This window comes from Bradyrhizobium sp. 956_D2_N1_4 (assembly GCF_052076025.1).
Classification (GTDB): Bacteria; Pseudomonadota; Alphaproteobacteria; order Rhizobiales; family Xanthobacteraceae; genus Bradyrhizobium; species Bradyrhizobium barranii.
Genome location: NZ_CP197237.1, coordinates 785,077 through 800,170 on the forward strand (window position 1 = coordinate 785,077; position 15,094 = coordinate 800,170).

At 64.6% G+C, this 15,094-nt stretch carries 15 protein-coding genes; 10 read left to right on the forward strand and 5 right to left on the reverse strand.

Features of this window, described 5'->3' with window-relative positions; genetic code table 11:
• The first annotated feature begins 164 nt into the window (after window positions 1-164).
• The 5 genes from AB7535_RS03745 (at window position 165) to AB7535_RS03765 (ending at window position 5,311) form a co-directional block, all read left to right on the forward strand.
• Window positions 165-902, forward strand: coding sequence for an SDR family oxidoreductase (locus tag AB7535_RS03745; RefSeq protein ID WP_085401331.1), 738 nt, complete (start codon window positions 165-167; stop codon window positions 900-902).
• Window positions 903-964: 62 nt separating this feature from the next.
• Window positions 965-1,966 carry an NAD(P)H-dependent flavin oxidoreductase gene (locus AB7535_RS03750; protein WP_085401306.1) on the forward strand — a complete coding sequence of 334 codons (1,002 nt, stop codon included), beginning with the start codon at window positions 965-967 and terminating at the stop codon, window positions 1,964-1,966.
• 109 nt (window positions 1,967-2,075) lie between these two features.
• Window positions 2,076-2,495 carry a hypothetical protein gene (locus AB7535_RS03755; protein WP_085401305.1) on the forward strand — a complete coding sequence of 140 codons (420 nt, stop codon included), beginning with the start codon at window positions 2,076-2,078 and terminating at the stop codon, window positions 2,493-2,495.
• A 118-nt stretch (window positions 2,496-2,613) separates the two neighbouring features.
• Complete coding sequence (locus tag AB7535_RS03760; protein WP_085401304.1) at window positions 2,614-4,188, forward strand: alkaline phosphatase D family protein; 1,575 nt, start codon at window positions 2,614-2,616, stop codon at window positions 4,186-4,188.
• 304 nt (window positions 4,189-4,492) lie between these two features.
• Window positions 4,493-5,311: an aldo/keto reductase gene (locus AB7535_RS03765; RefSeq protein ID WP_085401303.1), complete on the forward strand. Its 819-nt coding sequence runs from the start codon at window positions 4,493-4,495 to the stop codon at window positions 5,309-5,311.
• Between the two features lie 231 nt (window positions 5,312-5,542).
• Here AB7535_RS03765 and AB7535_RS03770 read toward each other — a convergent pair whose 3' ends face one another.
• Window positions 5,543-5,764, reverse strand: coding sequence for a hypothetical protein (locus tag AB7535_RS03770; protein ID WP_071917652.1), 222 nt, complete (start codon window positions 5,762-5,764; stop codon window positions 5,543-5,545).
• 153 nt (window positions 5,765-5,917) lie between these two features.
• Window positions 5,918-6,370, reverse strand: coding sequence for a hypothetical protein (locus AB7535_RS03775; protein ID WP_085401302.1), 453 nt, complete (start codon window positions 6,368-6,370; stop codon window positions 5,918-5,920).
• Window positions 6,371-6,526: 156 nt separating this feature from the next.
• Between AB7535_RS03775 and AB7535_RS03780 the strand changes: the two genes are divergently transcribed.
• Window positions 6,527-6,799 carry a helix-turn-helix domain-containing protein gene (locus tag AB7535_RS03780; protein ID WP_135216540.1) on the forward strand — a complete coding sequence of 91 codons (273 nt, stop codon included), beginning with the start codon at window positions 6,527-6,529 and terminating at the stop codon, window positions 6,797-6,799.
• A gap of 8 nt (window positions 6,800-6,807) precedes the next feature.
• Here the strand turns inward: AB7535_RS03780 and AB7535_RS03785 are convergent, their stop codons facing one another.
• Window positions 6,808-8,040, reverse strand: coding sequence for an aminotransferase-like domain-containing protein (locus tag AB7535_RS03785; protein ID WP_028158083.1), 1,233 nt, complete (start codon window positions 8,038-8,040; stop codon window positions 6,808-6,810).
• Window positions 8,041-8,128: 88 nt separating this feature from the next.
• Complete coding sequence (locus tag AB7535_RS03790; protein WP_085401301.1) at window positions 8,129-8,656, reverse strand: DUF3124 domain-containing protein; 528 nt, start codon at window positions 8,654-8,656, stop codon at window positions 8,129-8,131.
• Between the two features lie 67 nt (window positions 8,657-8,723).
• Here AB7535_RS03790 and AB7535_RS03795 point away from each other — a divergent pair, with 67 nt between their 5' ends.
• The 4 genes from AB7535_RS03795 (at window position 8,724) to AB7535_RS03810 (ending at window position 14,169) form a co-directional block, all read left to right on the forward strand.
• Window positions 8,724-10,454, forward strand: coding sequence for a cation:proton antiporter (locus tag AB7535_RS03795; RefSeq protein WP_085401300.1), 1,731 nt, complete (start codon window positions 8,724-8,726; stop codon window positions 10,452-10,454).
• A gap of 190 nt (window positions 10,455-10,644) precedes the next feature.
• A complete protein-coding gene (gene ribB, locus AB7535_RS03800; protein ID WP_028148219.1) occupies window positions 10,645-11,721 on the forward strand; it encodes a 3,4-dihydroxy-2-butanone-4-phosphate synthase in 1,077 nt (358 codons plus the stop codon).
• Window positions 11,722-11,859: 138 nt separating this feature from the next.
• Complete coding sequence (locus AB7535_RS03805) at window positions 11,860-13,074, forward strand: acyl-CoA dehydrogenase (RefSeq protein ID WP_028148218.1); 1,215 nt, start codon at window positions 11,860-11,862, stop codon at window positions 13,072-13,074.
• 171 nt (window positions 13,075-13,245) lie between these two features.
• Window positions 13,246-14,169 carry an MBL fold metallo-hydrolase gene (locus AB7535_RS03810; RefSeq protein ID WP_354113190.1) on the forward strand — a complete coding sequence of 308 codons (924 nt, stop codon included), beginning with the start codon at window positions 13,246-13,248 and terminating at the stop codon, window positions 14,167-14,169.
• Between the two features lie 53 nt (window positions 14,170-14,222).
• Here AB7535_RS03810 and AB7535_RS03815 read toward each other — a convergent pair whose 3' ends face one another.
• Window positions 14,223-15,077, reverse strand: a complete 855-nt coding sequence (locus AB7535_RS03815) for a DUF1499 domain-containing protein (protein WP_028148216.1) — start codon at window positions 15,075-15,077, stop codon at window positions 14,223-14,225.
• Window positions 15,078-15,094 lie beyond the last annotated feature (17 nt).

Here is a 15,094-nt window from a genome sequence, read left to right on the forward strand (position 1 = left end):
TAGCGATCTCCGGCAAAGGGTAGTAAGTCAGAAAAAGGAACTGACTTGAATGATCAGCGCTATTCTCGCTGCAGGCTACCATTCACCCCTGTAGTTTGACAGTTCTATTTTAGAACTATAGCCTCCGGCTCAATCACATGCCGTTCCCACAGGAGGAGGTGACCTTGCCCAAGCGAAACGCGACAGCCGCCGTGATCGGGGCCGGCGATTTCATCGGCTCCGAGATCGCCAAGAAATTTGCCGCGGAAGGTTTCACGGTCTTTGCCGGGCGCCGCAACGGCGACAAGCTGGCGCCGCTGGTGAAGGACATCGAGGCCGCCGGCGGCGAGATTCACGCGCGCTCGCTCGATGCACGCAAAGAGGAGGAGGTCATCTCCTTCCTCAATGACGCCGACCAGCATGCGCCGCTCGAAGTCTGCATCTTCAACGTCGGTGCCAACGTCAATTTCCCGATCCTCGACACCACCGAGCGCGTGTTCCGGAAGGTGTGGGAGATGGCCTGCTATTCCGGCTTCCTGGCCGGCAGAGAAGCGGCGCGGCTGATGCTGCCGCGCGGTGGCGGCAACATCTTCTTCACCGGTGCGACGGCGAGCTTGCGCGGCGGCAGCGGCTTTGCTGCCTTTGCCAGCGCAAAATTCGGACTGCGCGCAGTGGCGCAGGCGATGGCGCGCGAGCTCGGGCCGAACAACATCCACGTCGCCCATCTCATCATCGATTCCGGCGTCGACACCGAGTGGGTGCGGCAGCGCCGGCTCGAAGCGCTCGGGGCGAATGCGATTGATAATCCCGATCTTCTGATGCCGCCGTCATCTGTCGCGGATGCCTATTGGCAGCTCTATCAGCAGCCGAAGAGCGCCTGGACCTTCGAGATGGAGATCCGTCCCTTCGGAGAGAAATGGTGACCGCGGAGCAAGACTGCGGCTAGACTGATCCCAATACAAACTGAAATCCGGGAGGCCCCTACGTGAAGACCGCGATCACCGAACTGTTCGGCATCGAGCACCCGATCATTCAGGGTGGCATGCATTTCGTCGGCTTTGCCGAACTCGCCGCTGCCGTCTCCAATGCCGGAGGGCTCGGCATCATCACGGGTCTCACGCAGAAGACGCCGGAATTGCTCGCGAAGGAAATCGCGCGCTGCCGCGACATGACGGACAAGCCGTTCGGCGTGAACCTCACCTTCCTGCCGACCTTCGCGGCGCCGCCTTATCCGGAATACATCGCGGCCATCGTCGAAGGCGGCATCAAGGCGGTGGAGACGGCGGGGCGCAGCCCCGAACAATACATGCCTGCGCTGAAGGCCGCCGGCATCAAGGTGATCCACAAATGCACGTCCGTGCGCCACTCCCTGAAGGCCGAGCGCATCGGCTGCGACGCCGTCAGCGTCGACGGCTTTGAGTGCGGCGGCCATCCCGGCGAGGACGACATTCCCAACATGATCCTGCTGCCGCGCGCGGCGGAGGAATTGAAGATCCCGTTCGTCGCCTCCGGCGGGATGGCGGACGGGCGCAGCCTCGTCGCAGCGCTGTCGCTGGGTGCGGCCGGCATGAACATGGGCACGCGCTTCATCGCCACCAGGGAAGCACCGGTGCATCAGAACGTGAAGAACGCGCTTGTTGCGGCAACCGAGCTCGACACCCGCCTGATCATGCGCGCTCTGCGCAACACCGAGCGCGTGCTCAAGAACGCCAACGTCGATCGTCTGCTCGAGATCGAGCGCGAGAAGGGCGCCAAGCTGAGCATCGACGACATCCACGACCAGGTCGCGGGCGTCTATCCGAAGATCATGCTGGACGGCCAGATGGACGCGGGTGCCTGGAGCTGCGGCATGGTCGCAGGGCTGATCCACGACATCCCCTCCTGCAAGGAGCTCGTCGATCGCATCATGGATGAGGCGGAAGAGATCATCCGCAGCCGCCTGATGGGGTTCCTGGACGGGACGGGTGCGGCGCGAAAGGTCGCCTGACACCGCCAAACTTCTTAACCACGGCGGCACTTGGCCGCTGGAATTGCGCGTGACGCCTCCTAAATAGAGGTAAATTACCCCTTGAAATAAGTGATTTCAGGAGGCGTCCGTGGTCCTGAAGAGCGTTTCTTTTGCAGTTGCCGTTGCCCTCGTGCTCGCATGGGGCGGCATTGCGCGCGCTGACGACTACAAGCCCGACGAATATCTCGGTCTCGATCTCTCCAAGGCGGTGCTGTCGCCGAAGCGGCTTGGGCCCGAGACGCAGTTCGCCCCGGTCGCGTTGGAGGCGAAGGGTGGCAACGAGGCGCAGGCGCGCGGCGAACCCATCGACGTGCCGAAGAAAGTTGCCGCCGAGCGCGTGCACGTGACCGGGCCGAAGGTTGTTCATGCCAGGAGCGCCCAGCCGCGCGGCGCAGCGCGCACCAAGCTTGCACATCGTCGCGGCAATCCGCTGGACGCGCAGGCGATGGACACCCGCATCCAGACCTGGCCGTGCCGCACCGGCGGCATCTGCAACTGGAAGCACTAGCCGGATCTCTCGCGTCATCCGGGCGTCGCAAAACCGTAGGCGCGGAGTCAAGAAACCGTCAGGATAGGAGTCAAGGAGCGCAGGCACCTTCCGTCGTGATTCGACGAAGGTTTCCTGAATGGCAACGCTCCGCGCCTCGCGCGCATGGACCCGGCGGCAGTTCCTGGTCCGCTCGACTTCAAGCCTCGCCGTTGCCGCGCTCGGCACACTCGCAAAGCCATCCATCAGCCGCGCCGCCGATCGCCCGCAGATCGCGGGTGGCATTCAGTCCGGCGATGTCTCGGATGGCTCCGCCGTGATCTGGGCGCGCGCCGACCGGCCCGCGCGGATGCAGGTGGAATGCGCGACCGTCGAGAGTTTCAAGACGATCATGGCGTCAGCTTCGCGCGACGCGCTGCCCGATGCCGACTTCACCGCAAAACTGCTGCTGAACGATCTGCCGTCCGGGCAGGACATCTTCTATCGCGTGCGCTTCGACGACATCGCCACCGGCATTGCCGGCGAAAGCCGCGTCGGCCATTTCCGCACAGCGCCGGCCGCAGGGCAATCGATCTCGTTCGTGTGGTCAGGCGACGTCGCGGGGCAGGGCTGGGGCATCGACATCTCGCGCGGCGGCTATCGCAGCTATCGCACCATGCTCGACAATCGCCCGGACTTCTTCATCCACTCCGGCGATCACATCTACGCCGACTGCACGATTCCCTCTGAGCAGAAGCTGCCGAACGGCGAGACCTGGCGCAATCTGGTGACCGAGGAAAAAGCCGAGGCCGCGCACACGCTGGCGCAATTCCGCGGCAACTACAAATACAACCATCTCGACGAGCATTTTCGCGCGTTCCATGCGGAGGTGCCGATGTTCGCACAGTGGGACGACCACGAGGTCACCAACGACTGGTCGCCGACCGGCAGCTATGACGACGCCGGCTATGAGGACGACGGCACGCCGCGCCTGGTCGCGCGCGCCCGCCGTGCCTTCTTCGATTTCATGCCGATCCGCGACGTCGGCGCGCGACAGGGCCGCGTCTATCGCAAGATCGCTTACGGTCCGCTGCTCGACGTCTTCATGATCGACATGCGCAGCTACCGTGACGACAGTTGGAACAAGGGCGAGGACCATCGCGGCTGGATTCTCGGTGCCGAGCAGCTCGCCTGGCTGAAGCGGGAGCTTGCCGCTTCGCGTGCGACCTGGAAGGTGATCGCGGCCGACCTGCCGATCGGCCTCGTCAGTCTCGATGCCGTCGCGCTCGGCAATGGAGCGCCCGATCGGCGTGAGCATGAAATTGCCGACCTCCTCAGCTCCATCAAGCGCGCCGGCATCCGCAACATCGTCTGGCTCACCGCCGACATGCACTACACCGCCGCGCATTATTACGATCCGAACAAGGCGCAATTCCAGGATTTTGAGCCGTTCTGGGAGTTCGTCTCCGGCCCGCTCCATGCCGGCACCTGGGGTCCGGGCGAGCTCGACAATACGTTTGGCCCGGTCGCGATGTACCAGAACGGCTGCAGCGAGGCGCAGGGGGAGAACCTCGCGCCGTGCTTCGGCCTGCAGTTCTTCGGCAGGGTCGATATCGACGGTGCGAGCGGCGTGATGACCGTGACCTTGAAAGACGTCGACAACCGCGACCTCTGGTCGGTCGACATCGTGCCGCAGCCGCAGGCGCGCCCGGCCGTGGTCGCGCAGCATTCGTGAGTGGGCAACTCTCTCCGTCGTCATGGCCGGGCTTGACCCGGCCATCCACGCCCTGCTGCTCGGCCCTGAGAACGTCGATGCCCGGGCATAGGCGAGCGGAAGCGACGCCGTCCTTCGGACGGCTATGCCCGGGCATGACGGTGGGGACGGATCGCGCATCCCAGCACTAACCCGATCTTGATTGGCCGCCTCGCGTCTCCTGCGCTATAGTCTCCATTCCCGCCACTTCTTTTCCATCACCGAAGAGTCTGCCCTTGCGGCCCCACCGCGTGTTCGGCGGCTGAAATACGTCAGGAGTTAGCTCATGGATCATCTGAAGACACAGGGCATCAGCATGCCCAAGCTCGGCCTCGGCACTTTCCGCATGCAGGGCGATGCCTGCCGCGCGGCGGTGGAGAGCGCGCTGTCGATCGGCTATCGCCACATCGACACCGCCGAGATGTACGCCAATGAAGAGCCGATCGGTGCCGCGCTCGCCGCGGCCCGGCTGCCGCGCGGCGAGCTGCATGTCACGACCAAGGTCTGGCACGAGAATCTCAGCCCCGATGCGATCCGCCGCGCCTTCGACGCCAGCCTGACCAAGCTCCGGCTCGACCATGTCGATCTCTACCTCGTGCACTGGCCGTCGAAATCCGCGAACTGGGGCGCGGTGTTCGAGACCCTGATGAAGCTGAAGGAGGAAGGGCGTACGCGGGCGATCGGCGTTGCCAATTTCACCACGGCGCTGCTCAAGATCGCGGTCGAGGACATCAAGGCGCCGATCGCCTGCAACCAGATCGAATATCACGCCATGCTCGATCAATCGAAGGTGCTGGCCTATCTCAACGCCAAATCGATCCCGCTGGTCGCCTATTGCCCGCTCGCGCAAGGACGCATCGCGTCAGATCCGGCGTTGGCCGAGATCGGCGCCAGGCACAACGCGACCGCCGCGCAGGTCGCGCTGAAGTGGCTGCTCGACCAGAACGGTGTCGCTGCGATCCCGAAGGCCTCGCGCCGCGAGAGCCAGCAGGCCAATCTCGATGCGCTGAAGATCACGCTCGACGATGCCGACCGCAAGAAGATCGCGGCGTTGCCCAAGGACAGGCGTTGCGTCAATCCAGGCTTTGCGCCGGTGTGGGATTAAAACTCGACGCTGAACGCACCGCCCTTACCCTCTCCCCTTGCGGGAGAGGGTGGCTCGCCGCGTAGCGGCGAGACGGGTGAGGGGTCTCCATCCGCGAGTCCAATTCTCATTGAATGCGCTGAAGCAACCCCTCATCCGGCGCTTCGCGCCACCTTCTCCCACAAGGGGAGAAGGAAGAAAGAGCGCAAAGAAATGGCCCCGCGAGGGGCCATTTCCATGATGTGTTACGCATCAATCCCAATGGTGACGGTGACCGCGCTTGACCACGACGACCCGGTCGTGATGGTGCCAGCCGCGATGCCAGCCGTGGTCGCGATGCTCGCGCATTTCGGCGCGGGCGCCGTAGCCATGATGGTAGCCGTTCTTGATCACCACCGTTTCGGCATTCGCCATCGTCGGTGCAACGATCGCGAGCGCGCCGAGAGCCGCAACCACATAACCAAGCTTCTTCAAGATGTCCTCCTCCAATGCAATGCACATGAGAACGGCGCATGTGTGCGAACGTTCCGGAGGAACTGGAAGAGAATTCTGAATGGATGTTCAGACAGAGCACGATTCGGAAAAGTGCGAAGCGGCTTTCCGAGCGATCATGCTCAAACGTGATGCTCAATCGCAGCGTTGCTGTGAAGGTGTCGGCGCGCCTGTCGCGACGTATTTGCCGTCCCTGATCGTGTACACACCGCGCTCGCTGCGATTGTAGATCGCGCGCAGGCTGCCATCCTTCGCCAGCAGCAGCCCGAATTCACGCGCCTGGTGCAGCGAGGGGAAGTAAACCATCACATTGAGCAGGCCCTCGGCTTCGACCGTGGCGGACACCACTTCGTTCTCGTCCCTGGCCTCGCCGAAATCGCGCCGGTACATCACCCGGCCGTCCTTCCTGATCTCGTAAGTCAACAGCGAGCCCTTGTCGCGGTCCGGCCGGGCCGCGCAATCGACTGCCCACGAGCCCAGCAGGCCCCATTGCTCGACCGTCGCCGCAAGCGTCTCGGCGCCGGCCGCTGGCGTGAACGCAATCCACAGCATCGCCGCCGCGATCCAGCAGCCCAGACAACGCGTCATGTCCTGAAAAACCCCGCCTCGAACAAGTCCAAGTGTAGCATCCCGCGCGCGATCGTCCACGCGAGCTGGCAATCGCGCGCGAATTTGATCCGCGTCAATGAGGCCGGTCGTATCAAGGGTAGGATGGCGCTCCCGAAGGCGAAGTTGGTGAGACCGATGCTGAATCAAGTCGTGGATTTCGCGGGCGAGGTACTGCCGGGGAGCTGTGCCGTGCCGCCTTATTCCGAGACCGCGTTCCTGGCCGAGCTGGGCGAGCGCTTGAGGTCCTCGCGCGCGCGGTGCGAGATGTCGCGCCGGGAGCTGGCCCGCCGCTCCGGGATTTCCGAGCGCTACATCGCCCAGATCGAGGCCGGCAAGGGCAACGTCTCGATCGTGCTGCTGCTGCGGCTGGCCTCCGCGATCCACGGCAGCCAGCCTCAGGTGGCCTAGAGCGAGCCTTAGGCGCGCTTCTCCACGTTGGCGCTGCGGGCCGGCACGCCGAACTCCTTGCGGCAGACCTCGGCCAGCACGGCGACGCCCTCACGGATCTGCTGATGCGAGGGGCTCGCAAAGCACAGCCTGAGCCGCGAGGAGGAATGGGGCTTGTTGGTCGACCATTCCGGCCCCGGATTGATCGAGACTCCGGCGGCGAGCGCGGCCTGATAGAGTTTCAGCGTATCGACCTGGTCGGGCAGCTTGACCCACAGGAAGATGCCGCCCTTGGGCTCCTCGAACTCGGCCGCCGTCCCGAACTGCTCGTTCAGCGCCTCCATCAGCGTATCGAGCTTGGTGCGCAGCGCCTTCGTCAGTGCCGGTACGTGGGTCGAAAAGTGCGGCTTGCAATAGGCGGCCAGCACCATCTGCTCCAGCGCGCCTGAGCCTGCATCCGTCTTCAGCGCCAGCATCCGCGACATCACATCCCAGGGCGCGACGATGAAGCCGACGCGCAGCGCCGGTGCGATCGATTTCGAGAACGAGCCGATATGGATCACGCCGCCGTTCGGGCTCATCGCGTGGATCGCCGGCGGTCGCTGTCCCGACCAGACGAGATCGGCGTAGCAATCGTCCTCGAAGATGGGCACGCCATATTCGGCCGCGAGCCGTACCAGTTCAGCGCGGCGGCTCTCCGGCATGATGCTGCCGGTGGGATTCTGCACGGTCGGGATGGTGTAAATGTACTTGGGCCGGATGCCGCGGCTCTTCAAATCGGCCAGCGTCGAGGCCAGCACATCCATACGCATGCCGTCCTTGTCGAGGGGGATGCCGACGACGTTGACCCCGAGCCGCGCCAGGCGGGTCAACGAGCCCTGATAGCTGTCCTGCTCGAAGATCACGGTATCGCCGCGTGTCAGCAGCGTTGCGTTGACGAGGTCGAGCGCCTGGAGCGAGCCGGAGACGATCAGGAGGTCGTCGACGGTGCAGTTGATGCCGGCGTCGCGCTTCAGTTTTGTCACCAGGAATTCGCGCAAGGGCAAATAGCCCTGCGGCCCGTGCGCCAGGCCGTAGGTCGCGAGCGAGCGGCCTTCCTTTTGCAAGGCGGAATTGGTCGCCTCGATCAGGCCGTCGAGCGGCAACTGCTCGGAGTCGTTGTTGCCACCGACAAAACTGTACTTGGCGAGGCCCGTCCAGCGCGCGGAAGGGGCCGGCAGCCCTGCGGGAAACAGGGGCGCGAAATCGAAGCTGGACGTCATGGGAGCGTTCCTCGTTTTGTTCTTGTTGAGCGACCGGCCTTGCGCCGGCGTGCCTTACTTCTTGCCGGCCGTCCTCGTCGGACGGCCTCTACTTCTTTGTGGCCGTCCGGGTCGGACGGCCCTGGCTGATGAAAGCGTAATGCGCATTGGCGACGCCGCCAACCATCAAGGCCTCGACCACGGGCTCGGCGATCTCGCCTGTTGCGGCCCAGTCGACAAGGAAATTGGCCCCGGTCCCCCCGCGCACATCGTCGGTCGGAATGAAGATCGAGACGGTGGCCAGAGGCTTCAGCGCCACCTGGCCCTTCAGGTAGGTCTCGACCTGCTTGCCTGCGGTGTCGAAATAGGCGATGCGTTTGACGATCAGCGGCTGGGTCTCGGAGGCGTTGTGAACGCTCAGCGTCACCGAGAAGTCGACACGTAGTTTGCCCTGGCTCATCGCAACGCTGGAATAGGCGGGCACATAGAACCCGCCGGAGACGGCGAGTTCCTCCTTCGGCAGTGTGGTGAGCGAATCGGCAAAGTTTTGTTCGATATTGACCTTGGATTGCGCGGCTGCGGGCGCGGCAGAGGCGAGGGGACATAGCAGCATTGCTGCGAAAAGCCCTGCTCGCATGTGACGAATTGCTCGCTTGCCGCGCCGCAACCTGGCCCTAGGGTGCGGCAAAACGGACCAATTTGGTATGCACGAACTCATTCGCGACATCACTCTCTGTATTCTGTTTGCCTGGATGCTGGGCCTGCTCGCCCATTTCTCCCGGCAGCCGCTGATCCTGGCCTACCTTATCGCCGGCTTCTGCATAGGTCCATTCGGTGCCGGCTGGGTCAAATCGCAGGAATCGATCAGCGTCATCTCCGAGCTCGGCCTGATCTTCATGCTGTTCATGATCGGGCTCGAGATCGACCTGAAGAAAATCGTGCGGGCGGGAAAGGTGATCCTGTTCGCGGCGGGCGGCCAGCTCATCGGCGGCTGCCTGCTCGGGGTGCTGTTCTTCGTCGGCATCGGCTTGTCGCTCGGCGGTGGGCATTTCGATGCGGTCTATCTCTGCGTCGCCTGCGCGCTGTCGAGCACCGTGATCATCGTCAAGGTGCTCTACGAGAAGCGCGAGCTCGACACGCTGCCCGGCCGCATCACGCTCGGTGTGCTGGTGCTCCAGGACATCTTCGCCATCCTGTTCCTGGCGGTGCAGCCGAGCCTCGCCAATCTCGAGGTCAGCGTCATCCTGCTGTCGATCGGCCGTGTCGCGGTGCTGGTCGCTGCCGCACTGCTGGTCAGCCGCTATGTGCTGCCGCGCCTATTCCATCAGATTGCCCGTCGCCCCGAGTTGATCCTGCTTGGCGCGCTCGCCTGGTGCTTCCTCGTCGCCGAGACCGCGGAGCGGCTCTCACTGTCGCGCGAGATGGGTGCGCTGATCGCCGGCGTCTCGCTGTCGACCTTCCCTTACGCCCTCGACGTCACCGCCAAGGTCACCACGCTCCGCGACTTCTTCATCACGCTGTTCTTTGTCGCGCTCGGCATGACCATTCCCGTGCCGGGCCTCTCCGTGATCGGGCTTGCCTTGATGATCGCGGCGTTCACGGTGGTGAGCCGCCTCGTCACCACCTTCGCCCCGCTCTACCTGATGAAGCAGGGCCTGCGCGCCAGCCTGTTGCCGGCCCTTAACCTCGCGCAGATCTCCGAGTTCTCGCTGGTGGTGATCCAGACCGGCGTCGCCGACCATCATATCGCGGCCGAAACGGCGAATGCGGCCTCCTTTGCCTTCGTGGTGCTGGCGGTGCTCTCGACCTTCGTGATGACCCGCAGCGACGAGATCACCCGCTGGGCGATCGGCCCCCTGAAGCGGATCGGCCTGCGCGACCTCGACCATGGCAACGGCCACGCCGAGGAGGGGCACGAGGGCGGCCACGGCGAGGCCCGCCGCATCGTCATCCTCGGCTTTTTCCGTGCGGCGAGCGCGCTGCTGGCCGAGATCGAACGGCAGGCGCCGGTGCTGCTCGAGCAGATCACCGTGATCGACTTCAATCCCAATGTGTACAAGACGCTGCTGTCGCGCGGCCTGCACGTGATCTATGGTGACATCAGCAGCGCCGACACGCTGCTCCATGCCGGCGTCGGCAAGTCCGAGATGATCATCCTCAGCGTGCCGGACGCCCTTCTCAAGGGCGCCAGCAACGAGAAGCTGGTCCGCCACGTCCGTACCCTCAACCCGACCGCCATGATCGTGGCCACGGCCGATCTTTTGTCGGATGTGAGCGAGCTCTACGCGGCCGGCGCCAGCTACGTCACGGTGACCCGGCTCAGCGACGCTCATGAGCTGTTTACCGTGATCGAAGCGGCCCAGGCTGGCCTGCTGGCCGACAAGCGGGCCGAGCTCGATGTCCGGCTCGGCGAGCGGCGCGAAGTGCTGCCCTGAAGGCGGCGCGGCCGCTTTCCGTCCGGGCCGTGTGCGCCTATATCCCTGGTATCTTCGGTGCAAGCCTTAGACCCGCGGGCCGGCCCGCCATCAGGCATATGCGGTTGCGTCCAGGACACTAGCGCTTGGGGCCAAGTCCGGCTAAGGCGTCCGGCGAAGCCTCCCGGCCATAACCGATAGAGATTGGGAAATGCCCGATAACGTTCAGGAAGTCTTGCAGGCCTTTGCCCGGGGTGAGCTCGTGGTCGTCACCGACGACGAGGACCGCGAGGGCGAGGGCGATCTGATCGTCGCCGCCTCGCTCTGTACCGCCGAGAAGATGGCGTTCATCATCCGCCATACCTCCGGCATCGTCTGCGCGCCGGTGACCACCGAGGACGCGCGCCGCCTCCGGCTCGATCCGATGGTGGCCCACAACGATTCCGCGCACACCACCGCATTCACGGTCTCGATCGACTACAAGCCCGACGGCGGCACCGGCATCTCGGCCGAAGAGCGCGCCTCGTGCTGCCGCGCGCTGTCCAATCCCAATGTCGGCGCCAACGATTTTGCCCGCCCGGGCCACATCTTCCCGCTGATTGCCAAGGACGGCGGCGTGCTCTTGCGCTCCGGCCATACCGAGGCCGCGGTCGACCTGTGCAAGCTCTCCGGCCTGCCGCCGGTCGGCGTCATCAGCGAACTCATGAACGACGACGGCAGCGTGATGAAGGGCGAGCAGGTCGCCCGCTTTGCGGCCCAGCACAAGCTCAAGCATGTCACCATCGCCGACATGATCGCCTACCGCCAGGTGCGCGAGAAGCTGATCGAGCGGGTCTCGACCTTCGTCACCGACAGCCCGATCGGGCCGCTTCAGGGCTATGCCTACCGCTCGCCGTTCGATTCCATCGCCCACGTCGCGTTCGTCTATAACGGCGTCGGCGACGGCAAGAACGTGCTGACGCGCTTCCACAAGCCCAACATCGTCAAGGACATCTTCACCGGCCATAAGCGCATGGCGGCAGTGCTCGAGCACTTCAAGAAGTCCGGCCGTGGCGTCTTGGTTTACCTGCGTGACGGAGCCGCCGGTGTCCCCGTTGCCCCGCTACCCGATGAGAGCGCGAGCGAGGCGGACCGCAACCGCCAGTGGCGCGAGGTCGGTGTCGGCGCGCAGATCCTGCGCGATCTCGGCGTCACCTCGATCCGCCACCTCACCTCGTCGGTGCACGACTACAAGGGCCTGTCAGGCTTCGGCATCGAGATCGTTGCCAACGAGCAGCTTGAAAGCTAGCGCTGTCATTCCGGGGGCGCGCGCTGCGCATCCCCGGGGTCCACGCAGAGCCATCCATCTGCAACGCAATTGCACTTGTTGCCGCGGCGCTTTACTTTGTCGGGCAAATTTTGACGGAACCAGACGAAAGGACGTTTCATGAGCGTGCGCCCTCAGACCAAGGACAAGCCGGCTGCGGCTTCTTTCCAATGGGACGATCCGTTCCTGCTCGACGAGCAGCTCACCGAAGACGAGCGGATGGTGCGCGACACCGCGCGCGCCTATGCTCAGGACAAGCTGCTGCCGCGCGTCACCAAGGCGTATCTCGAGGAGAAGACCGACCGCGAGATCTTCAACGAGATGGGCGAGCTCGGCCTGATCGGCATTACGCTGCCTGAGGAATATGGCTGTGCCAATGCGAGCTACGTCGCCTACGGCCTCGTCGCGCGCGAGATCGAGCGGGTCGATTCCGGCTATCGTTCGATGAACTCGGTGCAGTCCTCGCTGGTGATGTACCCGATCTACGCCTATGGCGACGAGAACCAGCGCAAGAAGTACCTGCCGAAGCTCGCCAGCGGCGAGTGGGTCGGCTGCTTCGGTCTCACCGAGCCCGACGCCGGCTCCGATCCGGCCGGCATGAAGACCCGCGCCGAGAAGGTCTCGGATGGCTATCGCCTGACCGGCAGCAAGATGTGGATCTCGAACGCGCCGATCGCCGACGTGTTCGTGGTCTGGGCCAAGTCGGCCGAGCACGACAACCAGATCCGCGGCTTCGTGCTGGAAAAGGGCATGAAGGGCCTCTCCGCGCCGAAGATCGGCGGCAAGCTGTCCCTGCGCGCCTCGATCACCGGTGAGGTCGTGATGGACGGCGTCGTGGTTCCCGAGGACGCGCTGCTGCCCAACGTGTCCGGCCTCAAGGGCCCGTTCGGCTGCCTCAACCGCGCCCGCTACGGCATCTCCTGGGGCGCGCTCGGCGCCGCCGAGGACTGCATGCACCGCGCCCGCCAGTACACGCTCGACCGCAAGCAGTTCGGCAAGCCGCTCGCCGCGACCCAGCTCGTGCAGAAGAAGCTGGCGGACATGGAAACCGAGATCGCGCTGGGCCTCCAGGGTTCGCTTCGCGTCGGCCGTCTGATGGACGAGGGCAAGTTTGCCCCCGAGATGATCTCGATCATGAAGCGCAACAATTGCGGCAAGGCCCTCGATATCGCCCGCGTCGCGCGAGACATGCACGGTGGCAACGGCATCTCGGCCGAGTACCACGTGATGCGCCACGTCCATAACCTCGAGACCGTCAACACCTACGAGGGGACTCACGACGTCCACGCCCTGATCCTGGGACGTGCGATCACGGGCATCCAGGCGTTTTTCTAGTCGCAGCGTTCTTCGGCCGCGGCTAGTTTGCTCCGCTGTCATCGCCCGCGAAGGCGGGCGATCCAGTATCCCAGAGACCTCGCCTTCGCCTCAGGCGCCGCGGCGTACTGGATACCCCGCTTTCGCGGGGTATGACGGCGAGGGTTGGGGCTGCAGTGCACAGGAAGTCCCATGTCCGACAACGACGACATCCCGTTCAACCGCAACTTTCCGCTCAGGGCCGGTGTCGTCGAGGAAGTCCGTCCCGGCGTGCGGCGCGTGCTCTGTAACAATCCGAGCCCGTTCACCTTCACCGGCACGGTCAGCTACATCGTAGGCCAAGGCAACGTCGCGATCATCGATCCCGGTCCGAACGACGAGGCGCACGCGGCGGCGCTGCTCGATGCCGTCAGGGGCGAGACGGTGAGCCATATCTTCGTCACCCACACCCATCGCGACCATTCGCCGAACACCGCGCGGATCAAGCAGGCGACCGGCGCGCCCGTCTATGCCGAGGGCCCGCACCGTGCCTCGCGCCCGCGCTTCGAGAGCGAGAAGCACAATCCGGAGTCCGGCGCCGACCGCGATTTCGCGCCCGATATCAGGATCGCCCATGGCGACGTCGTCGAGGGTGCCGGCTGGCGTCTGGAGGCCGTGGCGACGCCCGGCCACACCGCCAATCATCTCGCCTTCGCCTGGCCCGAACGGAAATTCAAATTCGTCGGCGATCACGTGATGGGCTGGTCGACGTCGATCGTGGCGCCACCCGACGGCTCGATGATCGACTACATGGAGTCGCTCGACCGCCTCGCCGCGCGCGAGGAGGATCTGTATTTCTCCGGCCACGGCCCGGAGATCCCGGACGGCCAGCGCTTCGTGCGCTTCCTGATCCGCCACCGCAAGGCGCGCGAAGCCTCGATCCTGCACCGCCTGGCCAAGGGCGAGGCCGATATCCCGACCATGGTGCGCGCGATCTATATCGGCATCGATCCCAGGCTGACGACGGCCGCCGGCTATTCGGTCCTGGCGCATCTGGAAGATCTGGTCGCGCGCGGCGTGGTGGCGACGGATGGCGATCCCGTGATCGGCGGTACGTATCGAATGGCGGGGGCCTAGCTTCTCGTCATTCCGGGCTGGATGCTGCGCATCGTCCTGGAATGACAGCGGGGCTACTTCTTCACCGTCTTCGCCGGTGCCTTCGGTGGCGCGACCGGCGTCTTCTTCACCGGTTTCAGCGCGTCGGCGTCGGCGGCGGTGTTGAGATCGTCGATGAATTTTTTGACGCGCGCGGCGTTGCTGCCGAGATCACTGTCGAAATAGCGCGACGCCGAGCGGATATCGACGCGGGAATCGTCACCATCGGGCACGACCCGGATCGAGATGTCCTCGCGGAACCCCATGATCGGCGTCCGTGCCACCGCCTCGATGCGGCCGATACGGCGCGGTGGCTGCGGCTCGCGCTCGTCGATGACGAGCCATTTGCGCTTGATGACGAGCTGGCGCGCGATCGCATAGGCCCGATCGACCGGGATCTCCAGCTCGATCGGCTCGATGTCCGGGTAGAACTGGCGCTGCTGCTCGGCCGAATAGAGGCCGGCATAGACCGCGGTGTTGGTGCCATCGCCGGTGCGCAGGTGCGCGAGCGCGTCGAAGCGCGGCGGGTCGATCGGGTTGGTGGTGATGTCGTAGATCGGCGGCAGCTTGCGGTATTGCAGGGCGAGATAAGCGGGATAAGCGAGGATCGCGCCGTTGATGAGGAAGGCGAGCAGGATGCGCCCCATGCCGCGCGAGCCGTTCTGCCAGATCGCGGCAAAGCCCGCGAGCCCAAACAGGATCGAGAGGCCGGCGATCGCGAGCCCGCCGAAGAACGTCATCAGCGCCGGTTTCATCTCCAGGAAGTCGAAGCGGACGATGATGATCGAGACCACCACCGCCACCACCGCGAACACGGCCAGATTACGCGCCCAGCTCGCGAGGCTGGACACGGGCTCCGACTGATAGGGAGCGGAAAACCTGCGGGCCATCGGGTGAAGCTCTGCCG